The sequence below is a fragment of the Cellvibrio sp. genome (genome assembly GCF_053579595.1).
Genome location: NZ_JBRFPI010000018.1, coordinates 1 through 23,190, shown reverse-complemented (window position 1 = coordinate 23,190; position 23,190 = coordinate 1). Strand labels below are relative to the sequence as shown.

The 23,190-nt window shown below is 45.6% G+C and carries 21 protein-coding genes and 1 pseudogene; 2 read left to right on the top strand and 20 right to left on the bottom strand.

Features of this window, described 5'->3' with window-relative positions; translation table 11 throughout:
• Both ACWA6V_RS02240 and ACWA6V_RS02235 read right to left on the bottom strand, forming a co-directional pair.
• Positions 1-196, bottom strand: a 196-nt coding sequence (locus ACWA6V_RS02240; protein ID WP_449520980.1) for a cellulose binding domain-containing protein, incomplete at its 3' end; no start/stop codon positions are given.
• A gap of 70 nt (positions 197-266) precedes the next feature.
• Positions 267-1,727 carry a pectinesterase family protein gene (locus ACWA6V_RS02235; protein ID WP_449520979.1) on the bottom strand — a complete coding sequence of 487 codons (1,461 nt, stop codon included), beginning with the start codon at positions 1,725-1,727 and terminating at the stop codon, positions 267-269.
• A 785-nt stretch (positions 1,728-2,512) separates the two neighbouring features.
• Between ACWA6V_RS02235 and ACWA6V_RS02230 the strand changes: the two genes are divergently transcribed.
• Together ACWA6V_RS02230 and ACWA6V_RS02225 are read left to right on the top strand one after the other, a co-directional pair.
• Positions 2,513-4,645, top strand: a complete 2,133-nt coding sequence (locus ACWA6V_RS02230) for a glycosyl hydrolase (RefSeq protein ID WP_449520978.1) — start codon at positions 2,513-2,515, stop codon at positions 4,643-4,645.
• Positions 4,646-4,782: 137 nt separating this feature from the next.
• Positions 4,783-6,723 (top strand): cellulase family glycosylhydrolase, encoded by a 1,941-nt coding sequence (locus tag ACWA6V_RS02225; RefSeq protein ID WP_449520977.1) that lies wholly within the window; start codon positions 4,783-4,785, stop codon positions 6,721-6,723.
• Positions 6,724-7,045: 322 nt separating this feature from the next.
• Here the strand turns inward: ACWA6V_RS02225 and ACWA6V_RS02220 are convergent, their stop codons facing one another.
• The 18 genes and pseudogenes from ACWA6V_RS02220 to ACWA6V_RS02135 form a co-directional block, all read right to left on the bottom strand.
• Positions 7,046-7,456: a hypothetical protein gene (locus ACWA6V_RS02220; RefSeq protein WP_449520976.1), complete on the bottom strand. Its 411-nt coding sequence runs from the start codon at positions 7,454-7,456 to the stop codon at positions 7,046-7,048.
• A gap of 17 nt (positions 7,457-7,473) precedes the next feature.
• Entirely contained in the window at positions 7,474-8,748 is a 1,275-nt protein-coding gene (locus ACWA6V_RS02215) for a HEAT repeat domain-containing protein (RefSeq protein WP_449520975.1), read from the bottom strand.
• 24 nt (positions 8,749-8,772) lie between these two features.
• On the bottom strand, positions 8,773-9,771 hold the full coding sequence (locus ACWA6V_RS02210; protein WP_449520974.1) for a hypothetical protein: 999 nt from the start codon (positions 9,769-9,771) through the stop codon (positions 8,773-8,775).
• 14 nt (positions 9,772-9,785) lie between these two features.
• Complete coding sequence (locus ACWA6V_RS02205; protein WP_449520973.1) at positions 9,786-11,357, bottom strand: PAAR-like domain-containing protein; 1,572 nt, start codon at positions 11,355-11,357, stop codon at positions 9,786-9,788.
• Positions 11,358-11,359: 2 nt separating this feature from the next.
• The gene (locus ACWA6V_RS02200) at positions 11,360-11,965 is read right to left on the bottom strand and encodes a hypothetical protein (protein ID WP_449520972.1); all 606 of its coding nucleotides are present in this window, start codon (positions 11,963-11,965) and stop codon (positions 11,360-11,362) included.
• Entirely contained in the window at positions 11,916-12,422 is a 507-nt protein-coding gene (locus ACWA6V_RS02195; RefSeq protein ID WP_449520971.1) for a hypothetical protein, read from the bottom strand. The genes ACWA6V_RS02200 and ACWA6V_RS02195 overlap by 50 nt, the downstream gene beginning before the upstream one ends.
• Before the next feature lie 18 nt (positions 12,423-12,440).
• Positions 12,441-13,526: pseudogene (locus tag ACWA6V_RS02190) on the bottom strand (DUF2169 family type VI secretion system accessory protein).
• Between the two features lie 9 nt (positions 13,527-13,535).
• Positions 13,536-14,045 carry a hypothetical protein gene (locus tag ACWA6V_RS02185; protein ID WP_449520970.1) on the bottom strand — a complete coding sequence of 170 codons (510 nt, stop codon included), beginning with the start codon at positions 14,043-14,045 and terminating at the stop codon, positions 13,536-13,538.
• Positions 14,045-14,875: a bacteriophage T4 gp5 trimerisation domain-containing protein gene (locus ACWA6V_RS02180; RefSeq protein ID WP_449520969.1), complete on the bottom strand. Its 831-nt coding sequence runs from the start codon at positions 14,873-14,875 to the stop codon at positions 14,045-14,047. Before ACWA6V_RS02180 ends, ACWA6V_RS02185 begins: the two co-directional genes overlap by 1 nt.
• Positions 14,876-14,994: 119 nt before the next feature.
• The gene (locus ACWA6V_RS02175; protein ID WP_449520968.1) at positions 14,995-15,405 is read right to left on the bottom strand and encodes a thioredoxin family protein; all 411 of its coding nucleotides are present in this window, start codon (positions 15,403-15,405) and stop codon (positions 14,995-14,997) included.
• An 11-nt stretch (positions 15,406-15,416) separates the two neighbouring features.
• Positions 15,417-16,688 (bottom strand): hypothetical protein, encoded by a 1,272-nt coding sequence (locus tag ACWA6V_RS02170; protein WP_449520967.1) that lies wholly within the window; start codon positions 16,686-16,688, stop codon positions 15,417-15,419.
• 10 nt (positions 16,689-16,698) lie between these two features.
• Entirely contained in the window at positions 16,699-17,778 is a 1,080-nt protein-coding gene (locus ACWA6V_RS02165) for a hypothetical protein (RefSeq protein ID WP_449520966.1), read from the bottom strand.
• A gap of 10 nt (positions 17,779-17,788) precedes the next feature.
• Positions 17,789-19,198, bottom strand: coding sequence for an HNH/endonuclease VII fold toxin-2 domain-containing protein (locus ACWA6V_RS02160; protein ID WP_449520965.1), 1,410 nt, complete (start codon positions 19,196-19,198; stop codon positions 17,789-17,791).
• Between the two features lie 5 nt (positions 19,199-19,203).
• Positions 19,204-19,599 (bottom strand): DUF4150 domain-containing protein, encoded by a 396-nt coding sequence (locus tag ACWA6V_RS02155; protein ID WP_449520964.1) that lies wholly within the window; start codon positions 19,597-19,599, stop codon positions 19,204-19,206.
• Positions 19,596-20,669, bottom strand: coding sequence for a hypothetical protein (locus ACWA6V_RS02150; RefSeq protein ID WP_449520963.1), 1,074 nt, complete (start codon positions 20,667-20,669; stop codon positions 19,596-19,598). Before ACWA6V_RS02150 ends, ACWA6V_RS02155 begins: the two co-directional genes overlap by 4 nt.
• Positions 20,666-21,769, bottom strand: coding sequence for a DUF2169 family type VI secretion system accessory protein (locus ACWA6V_RS02145; RefSeq protein WP_449520962.1), 1,104 nt, complete (start codon positions 21,767-21,769; stop codon positions 20,666-20,668). The genes ACWA6V_RS02150 and ACWA6V_RS02145 overlap by 4 nt, the downstream gene beginning before the upstream one ends.
• A gap of 7 nt (positions 21,770-21,776) precedes the next feature.
• Entirely contained in the window at positions 21,777-22,328 is a 552-nt protein-coding gene (locus tag ACWA6V_RS02140) for a DUF6484 domain-containing protein (RefSeq protein WP_449520961.1), read from the bottom strand.
• The coding region (locus tag ACWA6V_RS02135; RefSeq protein ID WP_449520960.1) for a type VI secretion system Vgr family protein at positions 22,318-23,190 on the bottom strand (873 nt) is incomplete at its 5' end. The genes ACWA6V_RS02135 and ACWA6V_RS02140, both read right to left, overlap by 11 nt.

Below are 23,190 nucleotides of genomic sequence, written 5' to 3'. Positions count from 1 at the left end.
ACACTGACCACCCATTTACGGTAGCGGCGGTATCGTTAGTTACTGTAATTTCGCCGGTAAAGCCTGAGCCCCAATTATTGGTAATCTTGTAAGTACATGCGGCCCAGCTGGGTGAACTTGATATCGCTAAAGCCAATGCGCTTATCGCAAACGATGTCTTTGCGTATTTAGTAAAAATTATTGATGAACTTTTCATAATGTCCTCAGAATAATTATTCATTTTTAAGTAGTGGTTAAAACGTATTTTTTATTTAATGAAACGGATTTTATTTGCTGTAACTGGGTGTCCATGCACCAAAAATATTGCTGATGGTATAAGTCGCTGCTTGTGCACCGGTTAATTGTTTGGATTGCGGTGCGCGTGCAGGCGGATTAGCGCCTGCGCCAGTGGTTAAATATTCAGAAAAGCGCGCAGTATCAAGTGTGTTTTCACTCATCTTCACCCAGCCGACTGCAGAGATGTGTTGACCCAGTTCGGTACGGATATAGGTAGCTGCACCGTAGGGTCTCCAATTGCGACCCAGTGCAACAGAGCCTTTGCTAACATTCGATGCCGCAGTTACTTTTCCGCCAAGAAAAACCAAACCGTAAGGCACCGTTTGTTCAGTGCTCGGTGCGGTTAATGCAGAGCCGCCACCAACGCTGTGAATGGTGTTGTTATCAAACACTGCTGTTGCTGCACCAAAAATAAAATCGACAGTGCCTTGAATGTGACAGTTACGGTAATACTGGGTGCCGCTGTGGGTATAGAGTGTGTCCTGGTTGCCGAGCAAGCGGCAGTTGCGGAATTGTAAACGTTGCCCTTGTGCTAACAATGCAACTGCTTGCGAACCAACACCGAATGAATTTTCGATGGTGATATTTTCCATTGAGACATCGTTAGCTTTGAGCGTGACGCTCGCGCTGCCGGATGTTCCAATCGCAGTGCCGTCGGCTTTTAATGTGCTGGCGCCATCGTTGTAGGTAAGAATCGTCGAGCTTGTTTTTCCTGTTTCACCACAAAAAGTTACAAACGGTTTTGTGATCGATAATTTCTCGCGATAGGTGCCCGGCTTGATGCGGATTTGTGTCGGCGTGGTGTTGGAATTGGATAAGGTATTTAACGCGGCTTGCACCGTTTTATATTGACCTGAGCCATCCGCAGCGACGCGCAAGATCGGTTGGTTGGTAATGCTGTTGCAATCGGCAGTGGTGGGTGTAGTAGGGCAGGCTGCTGGTGTTATGCCGTTGCCAGTCACACTGATACTGTCGATATTTGCCAGTCCATTCGTCGTTGTTGCAACGAGTTTAATGCTGTTGGTTCCCGCGTTGAGTGGGATATCTACATTAACGTTCTGCCACTGCGCCCAATTGCTATTAGTTGGGAAATCCAGCGTTTTGATTTGATTGCCATTTACGAGCAGATTTGCCCGTCTTGCAGCAGTGCTGCCGTTGCCGAAGCGAATTTTTGCTGCATAAGTTTTTGCGCTGGCGGCGCTGACGCTCCAGGTGATGGATGCGCCAATCGCATTTTCAGTATCGATAAAGCCGGTACCAGTGTAGCCGTTATGTTTAGTGTCGATCACGCCAGAGTTGCCACAAAATCCCACTGCGCTTTCTTCAAAGATCCAACTGCTTTCTGCCGCCCAAGCTTGGGGTGCCAGCGCCAGTATTACACCGGCTGCCATCAGCGAATGTGCATAGGATTTAACGAACTGTACGCGTGATTTGGAAAAAGTATTTTTCATTTTTAGTTCCCGCTAGTTATGTTTTTTTGACGTAGAGATGCGCGTTCCCCAGCTGTTGAAAAACTGGAGAAGTGATGCGACCAAATACCAGATCCTGGGGACCACAACGGTAGGTATTGAGAGAAATGATTGGGTTTTATCAGCAGCGTCTGTACTGGGAGCAGTGACGTGGACGCTAAGATGTAAACGCCAATTTTTTGCCGAATGCTTGCTTTATTATCAGTGGCTCTGTGATCGAGCCTTTAAATAGTCTGTGTGACTATGTTGGGTAGTTTACTGCTGCGTTATTAAGGATGAAAGAGAATTAGCATATAAAATGATTACTATTGGCGTGATTTTCCGTTTTTTGTGCTGCAGTTTTGAGTTTTCCGACAAGCCTATTTTGATATTTTCATTAGCGATATTTTCCTTTCCATAGTTGTAATTTTCATTAAAAAAGAGCGCTTGTGCCTTCAGGAAAGGCATGCAGAGCCTCTTTTCATCCAGTAAATAAAAAGACATTAATTTTTTATATATGAACATAATTCCATTTGTGAATTGCATCGCATAATCAATCTTGTGTCACCAAAAGCATCTGGTGGTCTTATTTTTGAGGTCTTATTTATCGCATTAGTTAGTAGTATGTAGTCCTCCTGACTATTTTGGTCAAAAAGCTTTTTCTCGATATCTCCCCTCGATGATGTTGTATAGCGACCGCTGTATCTAGTCCAAGGCAGATCCTCTCGGCCATGGTCGATTTTTTCCTGTGCTGAGCCAATAACGAATAACAACAGGAGAGCACCCTGATGAATATCTCGCAGCTCAAAAAATTGGGCACTGCTGCGCTATTGGGCGCGGGCATGTTTGCTGTCCAGGCTTCACTTGCGCAAAGCGCTAATTGCAAATATGTAGTGACGAATAGTTGGGGTGCCGGCGCGACTGCCAGCATCGAAATTACCAATACCGGTACTACCGCATTAAACGGTTGGAATGTCAGTTGGACTTATGTGAATAACAGGATCACTAGCAGTTGGAATGCAACGCTCGCCGGAACAAACCCTTATAGCGCTTCTAATTTAAGTTGGAATGGCAACGTGCAGCCGGGGAAGACGGTATCTTTTGGTGTGCAAGTGAATACCAACGGCGCGGTGGAAACGCCGGTTGTTACGGGGGCGATTTGTGGTGCAGCTTCATCGGTTGCATCGAGCCTGCGTTCATCCACTGCACCCTCGTCAGTTGCATCATCAATTGCGCCTTCTTCGCGCTCTTCGGCGTCATCATTACAACCCTCTTCATCTGCGGTGAGTTTATCGAGCAGATCATCGGCTTCCTCCAGTGCAACCTCTGCCTGTGCTGTTGTGCCTTACTGTAATTGGTATGGCACTATGTATCCCGTTTGTATTTCTACACAAAGCGGTTGGGGATACGAAAATAATAAGAGCTGTATATCTACATCGACTTGTACCAGCCAGCCGTCACCCTTTGGTGTGGTGGGTTCATGTGGGTTATCCAGTTCGTCATTGAGTTCGAGTTCAATTCGATCAAGTTCTTCAACCGTATTGAGTTCTTCCAGTATTCGCTCTTCATCGAGCAGCAGCATTATTTCTTCCAGCAGTTCTTCGATGCGCTCTTCCAGTAGCCTGAGTTCTTCCAGCAGTAGTGCGAGCGGTGTAATTCCCAATGCAACTGCAAGTGGTTGGCCATATTGCCGCTCAGCAGATTCAGATCCGGATGGTGACGGATGGGGTTGGGAAAATGCGTATTCCTGCATTGTTTATGGATCAGCTCCCGATGGCGGGGCAGGGAATTTTTCTTACTGCATGATTGGTTCATCGAAATTAAATTTGTGTGCAACCGACAACGGCAGCTGGGGATTCCAAAGCGGCGCTGTGTGTTTATCAAAAAGTATGTGTCCGGGAATGGGCAGTGCCACACAAGCACCTGCGCGCACCGCACCGGTGAATACCAATGCCGATACAACAACCAAAACCGTTTTCACTTATCTGAAATCCATTTGGGGCAACCATATGTTGTCTGGCCAACAAGATCTGACTTGGCAAGACAACATCGATCAATACCAACGCGTGATTAATGACACCGGCCGCGCTCCGGCGATCATGGGTTATGACTTCATGAATTACGGTATGTGGGCGGGCAACCCCGGTCTTGCACAAACGGAAGAAGCGATTGTGCATTGGAACCGCGGCGGCCTTGTGACATTCGCATGGCACTGGCGTGATCCTAATGCAGCCAGTAACTCCATCGGTGCGTTTTATACCGCAGACACTAATTTCTCCATCCCGCTTGTGAATGGCCAGCTCGATACGTCCAGCACCAGCTTTGCCAACATGCAGGCCGATATTGCATTGATCGCTGCTGAATTACAAAAACTGGAAAACGCTGGTGTAACCGTGTTGTGGCGTCCGTTGCACGAAGCATCGGGTGGTTGGTTCTGGTGGGGGCGCAATGATCGCGCTGACGGATTGCCTGCTGCTTATGCACAAGTGGTGTTGTGGCGTTATCTCTATGACCGCCTCACCAATTTCTATGGCTTGAATAATTTGATCTGGGTATGGAACGGGCAGAGCGCGGCTTGGTATCCGGGCGATGCATACGTCGATATCGTCAGCCACGATATTTACGACGGTAACCGCAATTACGAATCGCAAGCGTCTGTTTTCAATATGGCAAAAGGCTATTCGCAAGAAAGCAAAATGGTTGCGCTGAGTGAAAACAGCAACATTCCCAATCCGGATTTAATGCAGCAAGACAATGTCTGGTGGTTGTATTTTGTGGTGTGGAATGACACAGACACTGCCGAAGGTGTGACCAGCTCCAGTAACTTCTGGACCGGCGAGTACTACAACACGAATGCGCACAAGGTTCATGTCTATAACCATGAGCGCGTCCTCACTTTGGATGAGTTGCCGAATTTTTAAATTAATTTTTTATTAAAAATTTGAGTAGTTGTATTCACCCTTACACGTGAGTCTCGCAAGAGGCTCGCGTTTTGCACCATTCAGGGCCTGCATTTTTTTGCTCTGAGAACTCACAATAACGATAGGAGAAATGTCTGATGAAGATTTCGCATCTCAAAAAAATGGCAACGGCTGCGCTACTTGGCGTTGGTCTGTTTGCAGCGCAAGGTTCGCTCGCGCTAAGCTCTATTGCGCCAATCGCCAATTGTAAATATGTCGTGAATAACTCATGGGGAAGTGGCGCAACGGCGAGTATTGAAATTACCAATATAAGGTCAACGGTAATTAGTGGCTGGAGTGTGAATTGGAATTACGTCAATAATCGCGTTACTGGCAGTTGGAATGCAACGGTTACTGGCAGCAATCCTTACACTGCTACTAATTTGAGTTGGAATGCTAACATCCAACCAGGCCAAACCATTTCAATCGGTGTGCAGGTTAATGGCAATGGCGCAATTGAAGCGCCTACTGTGTACGGTAGTATTTGTACGAATAGCTATAACAGTACTTCTTCTGTGACAACCAGCAGATCCAGCTCTTCTTCGACGGCTCCTTCAAGTCGTTCATCGTCTTCAAGTCTTGTACTTTCGTCCGTTAGCAGCAGCTCATCGACATCGGCTTGCTCTGGTGTCCAGCAGTGCAACTGGTACGGTACGCTCTATCCGTTGTGTGTAAATACGCAAAGTGGATGGGGATATGAGAACAATAAAAGCTGTATCTCCCGCGCAACCTGTACCAGCCAACCTTCACCTTTCGGTGTGACGGGCGGTGCCTGTGTTCCATCAAGTTCATCAATTTCTTCGCAGAGCTCTTCGAGTATTCGTTCCAGCATTTCTTCCAGTCGCTCCTCAAGCAGTTCTTCATTAAGCTGCCCCCAAGGCAATAGCTGGCCCGATTGCCCTTACACAACCTGGAGCGATGCATACTGTGCGCAGGTTGGCCCGTCACTCTGCCCGAGAAGTTCCTCTAGCACCAGTTCGCGCTCGTCGAGTTCAGTAAGCTCAGGTGGTATTACCAGCGTTGAGCTGACAAAGCGCATGGGAATAGGTTGGAACGTTGGTAACTCGCTGGATGCAATCGGCGGTGAAACCAATTGGGGCAATCCATTAATTACCCAACAATTAATTAATTCCGTTAAAGCAGCAGGTTTTAAAACAATTCGCTTGCCTGTTGCCTGGAGTAAATTTTCGGATGAATCCAATTTCGTCATTCAAAGTGCGTGGATGGATCGCGTTGAGCAAGTCGTAAATTACGCACTGAATGCCGACATGTATGTGGTGATGAATATTCATTGGGATAATGGTTGGATGCAACCCACCTATGCGCAACAAGCCTATGTAAATAACCGGTTGAAAATTATGTGGACACAAATCGCCACCCGTTTCGGCAATTACGATGATCGCTTGTTGTTTGCAGGTACCAATGAAGTGATGGTGGACGGTGATTACGGTACGCCCACTGCCGAATATTACACAGTGCAAAATAGCTTTAACCAAACCTTCGTAACCGCTGTACGTGCAACCGGTGGGAAAAATGCGACGCGTCATTTGGTTGTGCAGGGCTTCAATACCAATATTGATCACACCGTAAATTTTGCAAAAATCCCAACCGATACCGTAAGCAATCGTTTGATGATGGAAGTGCATTATTACGATCCTTACAACTTCACACTGAACACCAGCAGCAATATCACCCAGTGGGGCTCAATCGCCACTAACCCAAGTGCCACTGAAACCTGGGCGAACGAGTCATACACCGATGCGCAATTCCAAAAAATGAAAGTGAATTTTGTGGATAAAGGAGTAGGGGTGATTCTGGGCGAATACGGCGTAGTGTCGCGCACGAATATTGCGGATCACGAAACCTATCGCAACTACTGGAACGAGTACATCACTAAATCGGCGTACACGCGCGGTTTGGTTCCAGTGTATTGGGATAACGGCTTCGGCGGCAACGGCGGCATGGCGTTGTTCGACCGCGCCTCTGGTGCACAATTATACCCAAATCTGATTCAGGCCATTGTGAAGGCGGATGATTGATCGGGAAATTTTATAAATGTATTAATGCAATAACTTCAAGGTGGCCCTTTGGTCGCCTTGTTTTTTTATGTACTTATTATTCCTGCTTTTTGCCTGTGGATAGCCGCGGCTTAATTCCAGGCGTCGGGTGGCGTACCAGAGCCAGGGGAGAATGGTGGTGCTGAAGGTGAGCAATATTACGGTGTTGAGGAAATCGTGATGGTTTGGATGATCAAGTAGCTGAAACCCTATCTTGAATTTCAGTTGCTAAAGATGTAGTTCAATTTGTTAAAAAAGGTTTTGATTGCGCGGGATAAAAGCGTCAATACCTTTAATACTGTTATTACGCGGCTAGATGGTCGGCGAGTAAAAATAACCGAATATTTGATTCTGGAGTTGTAGCGCCAACGATTGGAATTGATTGAATAAAATCAAAAAAATTAAGATCGACAACTTTGTTCTCATCGACCGCTCCATGGCGAATTAAATTATCTCCTTGATATACCCACACCAATGGAATGGTTTCCGGAGAGAAGTTTCCTAAAAATTCACAATGATCTTCAAGGTCGAGCCACAACCAATGAACGGCGGGTGTGGCGTCTTTGATCATCCGCATAATAGATTTTTTAACTGGATCGCATTTATGGCACCATGATGCGCCAAGTAGAATGACAATAGATTCCGTCTCATTATTCAAAATGTACTTGATTTTTGAGAAATCATTCCAAGCATCTAATAGATTGATATTGGCCATGATATAAATCCTTTTGGCTAAAGGGAAAAAAAGTGTTTTGGAAAATTTGACCAATCAAGAGATTGATGGGCCAATGTTTTTATCAAAGAACGATGCCAATGTTGCGGCATAGAGCAGGATGCGCTTACTGTTGGTAAAGAGTTTTTAATTGGTGCTCCATTTAAAAACTGATTACCGTTATTGAATGAATCCCAATGATTGGTAAGCCATTCTTTAATGGCATCGGGTGGTGCTGAACTTAACCCCTCGGATTCACGTCTGAGTTGTTTGATTGGCGCGGACATGTTTTTCTCATCATCGTCGAGCATGTCAGATGGCTGTTTTTGGTTGTCATCAAGAGAGTCAAGATCAAGACCGGTGATATGTTGAATCGCATATGCGGCAAGTGAAGCGGCATCTTTGTGGTCTAAAAAAGTTGCCAATCTTGCCAGTGATCTGCTATCTCCACGAAATGCATTTGCCCAAATTAAATCTCTTAAAGAAAGATTGTTCTCTGTATTATTTAGCCAGCCATTGAAATCTTCTTCCGCGCTGGTAGATGACCATACAAGCAGCTGTTTAAAGTAATCATTTCCTTTTAGTGAAGGGATTAATTTGGCTGTTTCGCGCTGCTGCTCCGGTTTACCCATTATTGCAAGCGATGTGCTAGCGGCCAATCTACAGGGGGGTGCGGAGTTGTTCAATGCATCATAAAGGACAGGTTGATAATCAGTGAGATGATAATTGCCAATAGCATCCAATGCTTTTGTGCGAAGGACTACGTCAGGCGAGTTAAGTGATGTTGATAAGATGGCATTGGTATTTATTTCAGGTATCTGTAACGCTACATCAATGATTGTGCTTTTCATTGCGTCATGCTGTTGCCACAAAAATTGTATTGTCGGTAATGTTTTTTCCTTCCCGCTGAGCAGCAGAGTCCACTGCAATGCTGCAGTAATTCCAGCGGCTGCGACACTATTAGACGATACAATTCTTACAATTGAATGCAAATAATCTTCATTGCATGCTTGTATTGCAATGTAACTGGCTGCAAATATTTCGTCAGCAGTTTTCCATTGGTTCATGCGTTTGAGTGCATAAGGCCATACTGAATCTTCCGCCAAGCGCAGACCTTCCAAATGGGCATCCAGGCGTTCGTTGCAGCGATTAAGTTGAAGTAAGTTGAAAGCAGGGTGCCACAATGCATTTTCAAGTCTCAACCAGCAATATGCAGCTTCCTCTACGTGCTGTTCGATAATAGATTTTATCTGTGGCCGATAAATTTTTCGGTCTTGAGTCTCAGTAGTATCCATTTGTCATGGTTTCCATGAATATATTTATTGGTAAGGTGCAACCAAACACTGCCAATTTTCGCCATCAAAGGCATGTACTTCATAATTGCTGGCGACTACGAGCAGTCCGTCGTAAGCATCCATGTGACCATTGAAGGTGATGAGTTCGCCTTTATGTTCGGGGCGTTTTAATTCTTTACCGTCCCAGACTTTTAACTGATATCCAGAACAAAGCCAGAGTTGGTTGTTGAACCAGACGCTATCATTAAATAAAACGCTGGAGGCACCACTTGCAATTTTTTTCCAGCTATTTTTTTCGCCGACCCATAGATTGCCGCCTTCACCGCTAATAAAAACTTCGCCGGTAGGGGCTACAGTAACGGTATTAAGTTGTTCATTGCTGGGGAAGTCGCACTGATGCCAGCGAGTGCCGTCGTAGCGCCATACATCGCCATGGCCGCCAACGGCATACATATTGGTTTCGTTTGGGCCGTCGATGTCTTCAAAACCAAAAAAGCCATTGCGTATTTGCTCTGACGTTAATTGAGGGAAGCCATTCATTACTGGTTCCCATTTTCCAATATCTACGCGTTTGTAAATATCGCGGAAAGAACCTACTGCATAGGCCCACCCGTCGATACATTTTAATTTCTGTGTTGCTATACCTTTGCTGGGTTCGGTTTTACCGATGGGGGTTATTTCTTCAGATCCTTTCTCTCCTGAGCCTATTGTCAATACAAACCCTGTTCTATCTCTGGAGGACATTAGGCGTTGCATAATTGGTTTTCTGCTTATTCCAATTCGAGAAAAGCTCATTCCTGTACATTCCCTGTGTCCGCTTTTGACTGGATTATCGTCAATAAACAGTGTAAACAAGCGACTCGGGACTTCACTATCCCATAGTCTCTCTATATTTCCGCTAGAAATGTCTTCTCGCACAGCGAATGTTATTACATCTTTGGTTAAGATTGCGCAGTCGGAAATAATCCAGCCATTCAATGAAGAATCCCATTCCTGTTTTGGTAAATATATCGATTTATTCATAACGCTCTCTTTCATTAATTATCTCGACGTTGGTCTGGTTTAATTTCTTTTCCATTTTGATCTACAGTGTTCACTTTCGCATTCGGACAAAGATCGTTGTAATAATCCTCCAGCTGCGCCTTTATACAATCTTTGCCACAACCAGAAAGTGGAAAAGTTTCCGTGTGAGATTCTGCGGCGGCATCGATCGCATCAGTCATGCTCATTTTTCCGCTTGAATCAATGGCGTTGTCTTTAAGTTTTTTATCCAGAGCTTTATCAAATTTATTGTGAATCCTTTCATGACTTCCCCCGCTGCCGCGTCCACCTTCCACACAAACTACTGGTGCGTCGCTATCTTTATAGCCGGGGCAATCCACACCTTTCATTGCTGCTTGGGGGATTAAATGGTGACCTTGTTGGCCAGTGCAGCAACCCCGATCTACACCTTTATTGCGATCGGTTTTGCTGGGTTTGGATGGTTCGACCTTGTCGGCACTATCACCTTGTTTTTTGTGTGGTATCAAACTGCATTTGCGGGCGCGAATACAGGGATTGAGTGTTGCCAATAGTTCTTGGAAATCACCGGTAATTCGGCTTAGCTCCTGGTCAGTTGCCGTAAGTTCGCCTTTTTCATTCATTGGCGGCCCGATTTTTTCAAAAGCTTCGCCCGCATTTTTATACAATTGCTCTGCTGCTTTGGCGTTTTGAATATTTTCCGGTAGCCTTGAAATGGTGAGAATTGCATCGCCCACCGACACTATAGTGGCTAGAATGGTGCCTATTCCTGCACCTGGTGCCGCACCAGCACCTAAAGTCGGCGCTCCGCCAACGACAGCGCCTGTCGCAGCACCTGCTGCTATTTTTGCTCCCGTTCTTGCTGCAAGTTTACTTGCACCTTCAATTGCTGCATCAGACAGGTAGCCCCAAAATCCCGATTTAATTGCCTCCATCTCTTCAGCAGCTGTATCTAAGATCGAATTCAATTCGTTGCGAAGATGGGTTTTGTTGGGTGTGTTAGTCGGGATATTTAATCCATCGCAAAACTCTTGCGACCAATGCCCCGGTTTATCATCGTTGTTGAGTTTTTTCTTTTTGCGGGACTTTTTAGCTTCGCTATCTGAGCAGGCTTTATTGATGCGCTTTTCTTGTTTTTTACAATCGTGACCGCCTAAAAAATTACGTGATAGAAATGGAAAGAGTGCGGTGTTGGCTGGATTGGAGTGATTGTGGGTTACGGTATCCATATCTCTGGCGACGCCTTCACCTTCAATCTTCACATTCATAGACCAACTGGTAAAAAAAGCACGCCCTTCGATATTTCCGGACACTATGCCTTTCTTCAATGCTTTTGTTGCGCCGGTGTCGCCAATACTTTTATGAAAGTAAGATTTGTTGGAGAGAGCAACTTCTTTTCCGGCAATAAATACAGTACGGCTACCGTTGCGAATATCTTTGGCAAAAACCGTATTAGGGTATGGGATTGGTACGCCGGTAGCGGGTGGTGTTGGTGGCGTAAAACAAACATCTCCCATTGCATTGCTCTGTCTATCTGATGAGCGTGAGGCAATTTCGTGGCCGTTAGCGTAAACATGATGTGCGCCCATTATTACTCCTTGTTGCTGCCATTGTGTTGCAATACTGCAGCGCCGCGCAATGGTTGAATGGATGAAAAATGTAACAGTATATTGTTTTTTGTAAGGCGGTTATTGCGTAGCAAATTCCATAAATATGAAATAATGGTTGGGCCAATTGCGCATCCAAGGTGGCCAGTGTATGCAGCAATGCTAGTATGTATAAAAGAATCAGGCAAAGAGTTTCGTAGCACTCGTGCCCATGCATAAGCTGCTTCTTCAAAAAAATAGCGCTCTCCGTTTAAATCACTCAAACGAAAATCAATTTGATCAGCGGTTATTTTTGCTTGTGACAACGCCTGCTTTATGGCTGTTGCTAGCCCAACCCCATAGCAGGGATATTCACTTAATAAATGTGCTTTTTCTTCACCAACCCCGAGACCTTTTATCTCAAGTTTATAGGAATATTTTTCCGAGCGAGTGATTAGGCAGGCAGCAGCTTCTCCTGGAATAAACCCACTCGCGCTGGAAAATGTGTTCAATCGTTCTTGATATAGGCAGGACTCTATATCTTGTGTGTTGAGCCAGGAATCAATACTGATCACAAGAATATAACCACTGTCTGACGTTAATTTTTTCATTTGCAGTCGCTAGAGCATGAATAAGGCTGGCTTCGCCTTGCATAAATGCTTGCACCAGTCGGAGATGAAAATTTTCTGCGGAAAATAAGTTTGATTGAGTTAGTAGACCTTCAATAATGTCGTAAATAGGTTTTGGACGGGTGTCATCGCCTAAAATAAAAAGTGAAATGTCTGAGGTTAATGGGAGAGACAAATTTGCATTTATCGCACATTCTTCAATGGCTAGTGCACACATTTGAATAAAGCGTTCGGCACCTCCTTGGCGAAAGGCAGGTGATCGTGCCTTCTCCCAAAAAGCTATAGGGCTTCCGGTAATCTGTTCGCCGAATGAGTCAACAAAATCAGTCGATGTAAAGTAATCAAGCCCAGCTCTAATAGCCGCTGTGCTGCGCGCGCCATCAAATCCCAAGCTGGTTACCATACCTGTGGATACAATTTTCAAAGGGGCTAAATGCATATTGTTGATCCGGCGTTATTAGATTGGCTTTGGCGCAGTGGAGCCACAGCATCCACTTTGATTGCGTTGATTGGCTTTCCATAGATACAAGCCATGACCAATTAACACTGTGTTGATTTCCTGGAGCGATCTTTTAATTGGAAAGCGCGTGCGCCAACAAATATACAGTTGTTCTTTCTCGCAATTTATTTGTAGAGTATCCACTACCGGCTCCAGTTGATGGGTTTCGTTATTACGAGTTACTACGTGTATCGGTAGCGTTAGTTGCGGCAGAGGAAACTGAATGGTAGGTCGTGTTGGGTGCAGGTTCCACAATGAAAGCAGTTCACCGCCCTTGGGGTAATCTATTTGTTGGTCAGCGGGTGCAGACTGATAGTAAAGTTCATCCAAATCGTATGGCGATAAGGGAAAGGTTTTTTCTTTCCAATGTTCATCATAGGTGCCAGCGTAAGCAAGCCTTGGTTGCCAGCTTCTGCCTATTGGTCCAAAGGACATTGGATGGTAATCGCCTGTGTTATTATCAACAAAACGGTTGTGTTCATTTAAATTGGGTAAACGTGAACCGATGAGTTTTTAAGCGAATTTTTCTTTTGCAAAACTACATCCGATGGGGTTGCGTGAATAGCAAATTGAATTAGCAGTATCCTCATCTGACCATTGTCCACCGAATGCCAATCCATAATTAATCGGCATGATCGTAAAGGGTTCCGGTTTGGATGGGGTAAGTCCAAGTAACCCTTTTTTCCATACGCGATTGCCCGTCACCAGAATTTTTTTCTCGCATGCTCCTAGTTGGAAGCCAACGATCAGTTCTGTTTTTGGTTTACTATTCTCTGTGTGGGCATTTGCATGAATGAGAATGTCACAGCGCGGTTTATGCGGTGCTAAATCTGATTCAAATATGGGGGCTGACAACCCAGGTTCTGCGGCAAATACATCGCTTAATAAAATTTCATCTTGCTGTTCACTTGGGCGAGCGCGTTCATTGTTTTGCTCGGGAAAGGCATAGCTTGCCTTTACCACAAACGATGCAAAACGCTGTCCACAGCTGCCTATAGTTAGATAAAGTTTCGCAGGATATTTTGTGTTGTTTATTAATTCCATGGCTGAGCCTTAGTTAATCCTGACAGACCCTGCTTTTATGCGATGTAACTCGCTAGCCTGATTGATAATGCGTGTACCACGAATTTCTACTTTTCCATCGGGGTTTAATGTTAAAGAGGAATCACCACAAGTAATTCTTAATCCGTCAGGGTAGTGTATTTCTGTTTCCTGTGGCGTACTGGTTGTGATTGCAGGTGTCTTCATCGTTGTGACGGGTTTTTGCAGCAAGCCGATAACCACCGCTGTTAAGTTTAATGCATCGCTCAACATGAATGCACATTGTTTGTTTGTGTCGTCGATACTTAACGGGCAGGCTGCAATAGCCGTGAATGCCTCACCATCAAGAGAACGGATTTGTATCCCTCCTTTGCTAATCTGTATCAGAGTTCCAATTAATATGCCGGCGTTGTGCAAAGCCTTTCTGGCAATTGGAGTGTTGAGTAAGTCGGAAAATGGTGAAAGTGTTTCAGCTGAGTCATCTAACTCAGCTTCTGAAGTGCGGTGCCGGACTTTGTCCATTATGGGTTCTCCTGAACTTTTTTTGCTTTCATCGTTATCTCGCCTTTAGCTTCGTACACTTGCTCGTCGCTGCTCATCACATTGATGTTTGAGCCTTTTAGTGTAATCGTCCCATCACTGCGCATTTCTAAACTCGCTTTACCCACTTTTAAAATAATACTTTCACCATCCATGCTGATATTGGCGTTGCCGCCGACCGTCAGGCTGTAATCATCGCCTACGGTGATGGATTCGCTTTTGCCAACGGTGGAACTTTTATTAATTCCCACTTGTTCGCTTTTGCTTAACCCCACCACCGTATTCATCGCAGCGCCTACGTTCAAACTGTAAGCTGCACCTACGTTGTCCATGCGCGCCAGTACAACATTTTGCAGGCTGGTCTTATTGATAGTTTCTTTTTTGTGGCCGCCGATATCGCACGTTTGGTTTTTACCGATACTGATAGTTTCGTTTTTGCCCACATCTTCGGTGCGGTTGTCGCCGATGCTGATGGTCTCGTTGTGATCGACGGTTTCTTTGCGATCGCGTTTGATATGCACGGTTTCATCGCGGTCGATGGTTTTGCTGCGGTCGTTGCCGACCCAGTGGGTTTCATCGTGTTCGACTTCGATATCCTGATTGCGCTGCGCGTGAATCCAGATTTGTTCTGCGCCGATTTTGTCTTCAAAGCGAAAAGCGTTGGCATCATCTGCGGTGCCATTGGGTGTTGAGCGGGTTAGAAAACCGGATTGGGTAGCGTTGACCGGCAGACCCCATGGGTGCGGCTGCAAATTGTTGTAAACGCGGTTGGTGATCAACGGGCGATCCGGGTCGCCGTTTAAATAATCCACCAGCACCTCCTGGCAGGTACGCAGTGGTGGCACTTGCAAGGTGATCAGGTTGGCTGCTGGAGTGGGGATGTACGACTATCTCACATGAGATAAAAAATCGTTGTCAAAGACGATGTTTGTTACGCAGCCCAGTTTTGCTTTAACAAATATTGGCGGATATCGCGTAATGTATTTGTTGCTTCATCGGCGATGGGAATTGATTGAATGAAATCGATAACGTCTGATTTAGGGTAATTATTTTGCTCGGCAGGTATGCCATAGCGAATTAATTTAGAGCCTTGATATATCCATACTAGTGGCAGTGTTTCAGGATAAAAATCGCCGAGTAGTTCTTCATGTTCTTCAAGGTTGTACCACAGCCACAGGATATTTTTTTCTGAGGTGGCGAGTTGAATAAATTGCGGCTTGAAATCTGTGCAGAGTTGGCACCACTCAGCGCCTAAACCAATAACCAAAGCGGTATTAGGTTGGTTGAGTAATTTTGCGATTTCAGCGGCATTTTCCCATGGGTCTAACATATTTTCGTGCATTGTTTACTCCGTTAAACATGAGTTGATAATTGTCTGTAATGATGTTGCGCGATCTGCTTTATTCGTTGCGGTGCATTGGCGATTAACCCCTCACAAAACCTTTTTGTAGATTCACTGTCATTCAGTTGTTGACCTTGCAGTACTTTTGTAGAAGTAGGGTATTGATTACCGTGCGTAACCCACCATGCGGTAATGGCTTCTGTGTAAGGGAAGGGCATGCCTTGGTATTCTGGTGGTAACTGTTCGGCTGTAATGAGTTGTTCCGCATCCACCGGTTTAATTAGTCCGGCATCTTCTGCATCGCAACCTGTTAATAATTCAAACTGGGCAAGCGCTGCTGGCGCCAATTCAAGTGTGTTCATCATTTCAATGAGCTGGGAGCATAAGGCTACATTACCATACCAGCCTATCGCTTCAATTTGTAACAGTGAAGGTAGCTGTGTAAGTGTGTGTAAAAATTCCGGCGCGCCTTGCGGTGTATGAAATGCCCAGTTGAATATCCAGCGTTTTAGTTGGCGCTGTGCAGCGCGTTGTTTGCTGCCTTTCAATGTGGTTAATTCTGGTAATTTTTGGGTTATTGCAAACCATAATGAGCTAATGGCTGTTTGTATTAATGCTTTTTCTTTTGTTTGGTTCAATAAACCAATAGCAGCTTCTGTCGTTACGCTGATGACGGGATCAGTTAATAATTTTTGCAGTAATGCAGTAGCGGAAGGTTCTTGAATGTGTAGCGCTAAAGTACGACAGGCTGCCGCGCGTAGCTGGTGGTTGGTATCTTGCGCGGCAATGGTTGATATGGCGATGGGTGTGGTTCCCAAACAGGCGCTTGCTCGCAAGGCGACTGTTTTTAACAATGGCGAATCGGCCGTTTCTAACCAATGATCTAGCCAGCGTGTTGGTGATGGCGTGCGTTGGTGATACCAGGCGAGAGCGGAGATAAATCCGCGTGTGCAGTTAGCCGCATTTGTTTCCACCGTTGGCCATAGCAGGCGGAATCTTTCCTGCGAGTCTTGGTGCATGGCAAGTAAGCAGCAAACAAATGTTTCACCGGCACCTTTCCAGCGATTCAAATTGCTCAATGCTTCTTGCCAGCCAATATCATTGGCTTCAATGAGTCCATCCACATGAGCGGTCAGTAAACTTTCAATATGTGCTAATCGTTCTGCATCGATAACAAAAGAACTTTTGGATTTGTCCCATTGATTCCAATAAAACGCCGCGTCACCTGCGTGGCGTTTTATGATTTCGGGGAGGGGTTTTCGTAATATAGATAACGCTGGCATTTATTTTCCTTTACTCCGTTGCCTTGGTTTCAAGCTCGCTGAGCATGAGTAAGTTATCCATGGTTGAACGGTTGTAAAGCAGCGCCCAGTTTCCGTCTTCACAATACGCCGCACCACCTAAGCCAGCGAGTAGCATTACTCCGTCATTGGCATATAAGTGGCCAGAGCAGGCATGAATTTCATCAGGGAGGTTAGCTGCTTTGATTTTTCCATTGTGAATTGTCCAAACGCCATAGTCGTTGGTGCAATAGACTCGATCTTTATGCCACACCATGTCACGGAAATTGCCGGAAATGCCGCCGTTGTGTATTTTTTCCCAGTTATCGCCGCGCCCTTTAAAGGTCATGCCGCCGTAGCAGGAAACATATACAAAGCCATCACCACCACAACACAATGAAAAAATCTTGTCATTAGTAGGGAAGGGGATTGGTTCCCAGTTTTCGCCATCAAAGTGCCACACATCGCCTTTGCCTCCGCCAGCGTAAATGTCAGTTTCGCTAAAGCCGTCCACGTCCTCGAAGCCGGATTCAAGGATGGCATCGGTAGTGGTTTCACGTTCAAGCTGAGGTAGCTTATCAATTAGTGATTGCCATTTATTTTCACCAAGCCATTTGCCAAGTGTGCGGTTGCCGCCAACGGCATAAAGGTGGCCATTAATTGTTTTCATGCGATCGACACCGCCGCGACTAAACCCGCCATCAATTGTTCTGGTGGGCGTGTCGCTGATATGTGCAGGTCCACTACCGGTAATAAAGGTGCGGCCATCGCGAGCTATCGAACTCATTTCAACAGTCAGTGAGTGATTTTTTGGAAGGTTGCTAGCGCCTATTCGGATGGTATCCCAGCCGATTAAGGCGTTGCCAAACCAGCGTCTACCACTTGTGTCATTGCTACTACCATTTCTCAAAAAAGTAATGATTCTTTTGGGGCGGTAATCAAGGTCAAGACCTTCCTCTTCGTATTCATCTAACTCTTCATCGGACAATATTTGGCTTCCAATAAACACAAACATATCTTTGCTACGAACGGCACAATCAATGAGAGAATAGCCGTGAATAATTTCTTGGTATTGAGGTAGGTCGATATTCATATTAAATACCTTAGTCTTGGGCGTCGGGGAGGTTTGGTTGTGTTATTGGTTTGAACTTTCTGTCGCCCGCTGAAGGCAGCAATTCTTCTTTTTCTTCAGTTTCACTTTTTAAATCTTCCTCATTACTGCCGCCACATTGTTTGTAGTGATCATTTAACTGGGCTTTTAGGCAGTCTGGATCGCATTGAGTAGCGGCAGCATCACGCACTGCATCTACACCTTGATTGCTGGCTTCGTTGTAAGAGATCACGTTGGGATTCTTTTTTTGCGCTAGTCTGCTTTCTCTGTATCGATGCACGGATTTTTTTAAATTTGCATGCGCATCTCCATGGCTGCCCCAGCCTTCGCTATTACTTGTACCTTCAAGGCACATGGTCGGTGCATCTTCATAGCTATAACCCGGGCAATTGGTTTTGGTAAACATGGCGTTGGGTAGTATGTGGTGCCCGGTTTGGCCGGGGCAGCAACCTTGACCATGTTGTGCCTGGCTTTTGTTTTTACGCTTTTTGAGAGGCTTGCCTGTTTTTTTACTCAGGCGATCAGGGTCATCCTCACCATTAGATGTAGTGTTTTTATAGGGAACCAATAAGCATTTTCGAGCGCGAGTGCAAGGGTTTAACTGGGCTGCATACTTCATTGCATTGGTATAGCCTTTCATCGGCTCGTCTTTCAGTTCTTTGGCAAGTGCCTCTAGTTTCTCATCCACATTTTTAATATTGTCTAGCGCACCTAAAAACGATTTTCCTTTATCGCCCATAAAGCCAGCTAGTTCGCTTATGCAATTGGCGGCATCGGCAATTGTCCAGAGAGTCATTAATATGGGAATGATAACGGACTCAACTCCCACTACACCCACTACAACCTTTGCGCTGGTTTTTGCGGCGAATTTGGTTCCTATATCTGCCGCTACATTGCCTATGCCCATATCAACAGCAACGTCAGACATTTCGCCAAAGAGTTCTTTCATGCTACCGAATTGATTTTTGTAACTGCTGAGCGTATCGCCCAGATCTTTCATGGATTTATCCAGCTGTTGTGGCATTTCATCCATAAATTTTTTAAGGTCGGCGGGTGTTTTATCTGTTGCTTTCATGGGAGTAACCCACAAGCCGGTGCAGTGATCGTCAATCCAAGCATTACTATTGAACGGCCGATTTTCTCTAAGGCCTGATACTTTATCGCGGCTATAGCCCGCAAGCTCTTTACCTTTGTCATCCAGTGATTTCATGGATTTACTGACGGCGCTAGTTAGCCCGCTTTTTTTATGCGGCTTCCCTGAAGCAGCGTCGTTTTTTTTTGTTTTTTCATCTGGCTCTGGCTGGCAATTGCGAACAATGGCATTAAAGTCTGCTTTACAGGCTTCTGTTTTGCTCATTACCGATAAGTACTGATTACTGAGTGTGTTGGATGTGCCTGCCATGGTATCTATCCGTGATTATGTGTTGTGGCATGAAAGTTACAACAAACGTTTAAACCTTCCACTTTTACGTCTTGTGACCAATCGGCAAAATAGGTTTTGCCTTTAATGACTGAGGTGCTCATGCCTTTTTTAAATGCTTGGGTTGCGGGTTCATTGCCTGTGCTTTTGTCTAAGTAGGATTTATCTTTGAGTGCTATCGCGGAGTTGCCGATAAACACACTGGTTGAGCCTTTCTTTAAATTGTTGGCGAAGTTAGTGTTTGGGTAGGGCAAGAGTATGGGGCCAGCAGCGGGTGCTGGTGGACTCCAGCAAGGGTCGGGAAATACGGTACCTGCTACTCCTTGCTGCCCGACTGCTTTGCAACAAATTTCGTGATCATTTGCATACACATAGGTTCTCATAAAGCATGTTCTCCTTGTGGTTGTGTACTTCCCGATGTAAGCGCAATAGCCGTGCGCAATCCATCATCATTCGCGAGATGCACTAATGCATTGTGTGGGTAATGTAGTGCCCTGCTTGCCCAAGCCAGCATGAGCGGACCCATGGCCGCTCCTATTTCGCCTGTAGAGTCTGCAAAGGTTAGCGTGTCTAATTTTTGTAAACCTCGCAGCCCAACCCGTGTGAAGGCATGTGCTGCTTCACGAGTAAAAAAACTCTCGCCATTTTGATCGGTAAATCGTTTGGTGTAACTCTCAATGGTGTTCGTGTTTGTTGAGTCCAATGCTTTATTGAGTGCTGCGCTCAATCCGGTTGCCTTGCTGGGTATTTTTCCGCTTGAGCTTCCTGCTTCCTCTGCAACACCTAAGCCGGTTATCGCTAGCTGGTCAATGCTCGTTCTATGATGGCTAACCAGAATGGCACTTGCTGCTTCGCCGGGAATAAAGCCATCACTGTTATCACTGGATTTTAATCGATTGTGTTGCAGGAAGTGGCTGATAGTGTGGCTATCCAAAAACGTATCAGCACCGGCAATTAAAACCTGATCTATTGATTGGGAATTTAGCAGCTCTTCAGCTTGCAGCAATGCCAATCCTAATCCTGCGCGCCCAGCAGGGATGATGCGCGACATAGGATGAAATTTGCATTCGAGTCGTTCTTGAACCAAAGCGAATATTTTTTTGTACCGGCTATCATCCGTATGTGGCCTGCTTCGCTCTGCTGCTAATAGCAGCAAAGGGGTCTTGTTCCAATCAAGTGGTAATTTATTTCGCATGTTTGCCTGACTTTGGCATTCATCAATGGCTATTGCACAAAAATTGGCAAGCCTTGAATTTCCCCTTGTGCTTTCATCCGGTAATTGGGCAACACGTAAGGGCTCACGGCGGTTGTCGAAAAAATTACCGGATTTGAAGTTGTCAAGGTTTGCTCGTAGTGCACAATCGGTAGCCGCTACGCTCATACCTACAGCACAGCATATGCCAGCGCCGTGTAAATAGAGTGGTGAGAAGTGTTGTGTTTGTATGATTGTCATGAAACAACTTCCTGAGATTTATTTTTTCCGCAGGTAACGCAGTCACTTGTTCCCAAGCTACGCTGCCTCCACCACTCAGGACTTATTTTACCCACTGCAACACAGGAAAATTCACGGATGTTTTTTTGAATCGGCAGCCGTGTTCTCCACACCACAGAAAGCTGTTTTTTCTCTGTTTCAAAAAATAGTGTGTCAGCGGTAGCATTTAATAACTCACTGGAATAGTTTTTTCGCAGCACTCGCACCGGCATGACGCCGATAGCGGGGAGTTGGAATTCAACTCGTGATCTGTTTTCCATTAAGTTGATTAGCACAACTTGTTCGCCGCCTGTTGGGTAGGGCATTTGTTGATCTTCCGGCGCGACTTGATGAAAACGTGAATCAAAATCTTCCGGTAAGAACGGAAATATAGTTTTCTGCCAATGTTCATCCATAGTGCCTGCAAATTGTGCACGTTGTTGCCAGTGGCTTCCAATTGCACCGAGTGCGGCGGGGCGGTGATTTCCCAGTGCGCTTTTAATTACATCTTCTGGGTATTCCAAACTTGCTGCACGTTGGTTGGTTAATTGTTTGCGCGTGCGTGTGGTTGCCCAACCAGTACCAATGGGATTAATGAGATAGGTATCAACCGCTGAGTTTTCATCACCTGGTTTGTGAAAAAGGCATCCGCCAAATGCGTTGTCGTAATGCAATGGCATTTTGGTAAAAGGCTCTGCATCGGATAAAAACAACATCCCTAAACGTGGCTTCCAATAACGAATACCATGAATACGAATTGCTTTTTTAATAGAGCCTAATTGGAAGCCAGCCATTAATTCTTTTACCGGCGTGGCACTGTGCGCGCAGGCATCAAAAATAATGTCACAGGCGGGTTTGTGCAAAGCAAAATCATTACCGTAAACCATGGCCGATAAACCGGACTCGCCGGTATATTTATCGCTGTAACAAAAATTTGTTGCTTCAATTGGTTTGGGGCGTTGGCCTTCTGCGGGAATTCGCCAGCTCGCTTTCGTTACGATGACTAAATGTTCTTGCCCTGTCACATCAAATGCAGTCGATACTGCGGCTTTAAGCCATTTATTGTTAACAATTAATTCCATATCACACTCAGTTTATTTGTACTGATCCGCCACGAATGCGTTGGGTGGCATCCGCATGACTGGTGATATAACCGCCGCGCAATTGAATATGGCCATCGGCTGTTAGCAATACAACGGCCTCGCCGCAGCGCAGTTCCAGCTCTTGCTCTGCTTCGATAACAATGCGTTTTCCCTGTTGGGTTACTTCAAGTGTTTGCGGTTTTTCTGTTTCATCTAATGGTTGCGCCACTATTGTTGGTTTATGTAGCAGGCCGAGAATAATAGGGCGGTAGGGGTTTCCGGCTTGAAAACCGAGTGCAACGTCTTGTGTTAACTGCGATTGATTTAACTCAATCAATGTGTGAGCTGCAATTTTTTTTAATCCAAATTCGTCAATATTGACAAGTGCATCACCATTGTCAACCAGTCCGCTCAATGTTCCGATGACAATACCATCGACTTTTTCCGGTACATGCGTTGTTTGATGTGCACGCGGACGTTGAATTAAGTGATTTAATTCAGAGGGCGTTTGCATGTTGTCTTGTGTTGCTTGTGCTCGTTGATCAAGATTAATTTTCAAGAATTTTTTCTCCCTTCAGTGTTAAATTTCCGTCTGCCTTGACAGTTTGTTCGCCTTTTGCATGAATCGTAATTTCCTGCCCATTGATCATAATCGTCCCATCACTGCGCATTTCTAAACTCGCTTCACCCACTTTTAAAATAATACTTTCACCATCCATGCTGATATTGGCGTTGCCGCCGACCGTCAGGCTGTAATCATCGCCTACGGTGATGGATTCGCTTTTGCCAACGGTGGAACTTTTATTAATTCCCACTTGTTCGCTTTTGCTTAACCCCACCACCGTATTCATCGCAGCGCCTACGTTCAAACTGTAAGCTGCACCTACGTTGTCCATGCGCGCCAGTACAACATTTTGCAGGCTGGTCTTATTGATAGTTTCTTTTTTGTGGCCGCCGATATCGCACGTTTGGTTTTTACCGATACTGATAGTTTCGTTTTTGCCCACATCTTCGGTGCGGTTGTCGCCGATGCTGATGGTCTCGTTGTGATCGACGGTTTCTTTGCGATCGCGTTTGATATGCACGGTTTCATCGCGGTCGATGGTTTTGCTGCGGTCGTTGCCGACCCAGTGGGTTTCATCGTGTTCGACTTCGATATCCTGATTGCGCTGCGCGTGAATCCAGATTTGTTCTGCGCCGATTTTGTCTTCAAAGCGAAAAGCGTTGGCATCATCTGCGGTGCCATTGGGTGTTGAGCGGGTTAGAAAACCGGATTGGGTAGCGTTGGCCGGCAGACCCCATGGGTGCGGCTGCAAATTGTTGTAAACGCGATTGGTGATCAATGGGCGATCTGGGTCGCCATTTAAATAATCCACCAGCACTTCCTGGCCGATACGCGGTACATGCACACCGCCAAAACC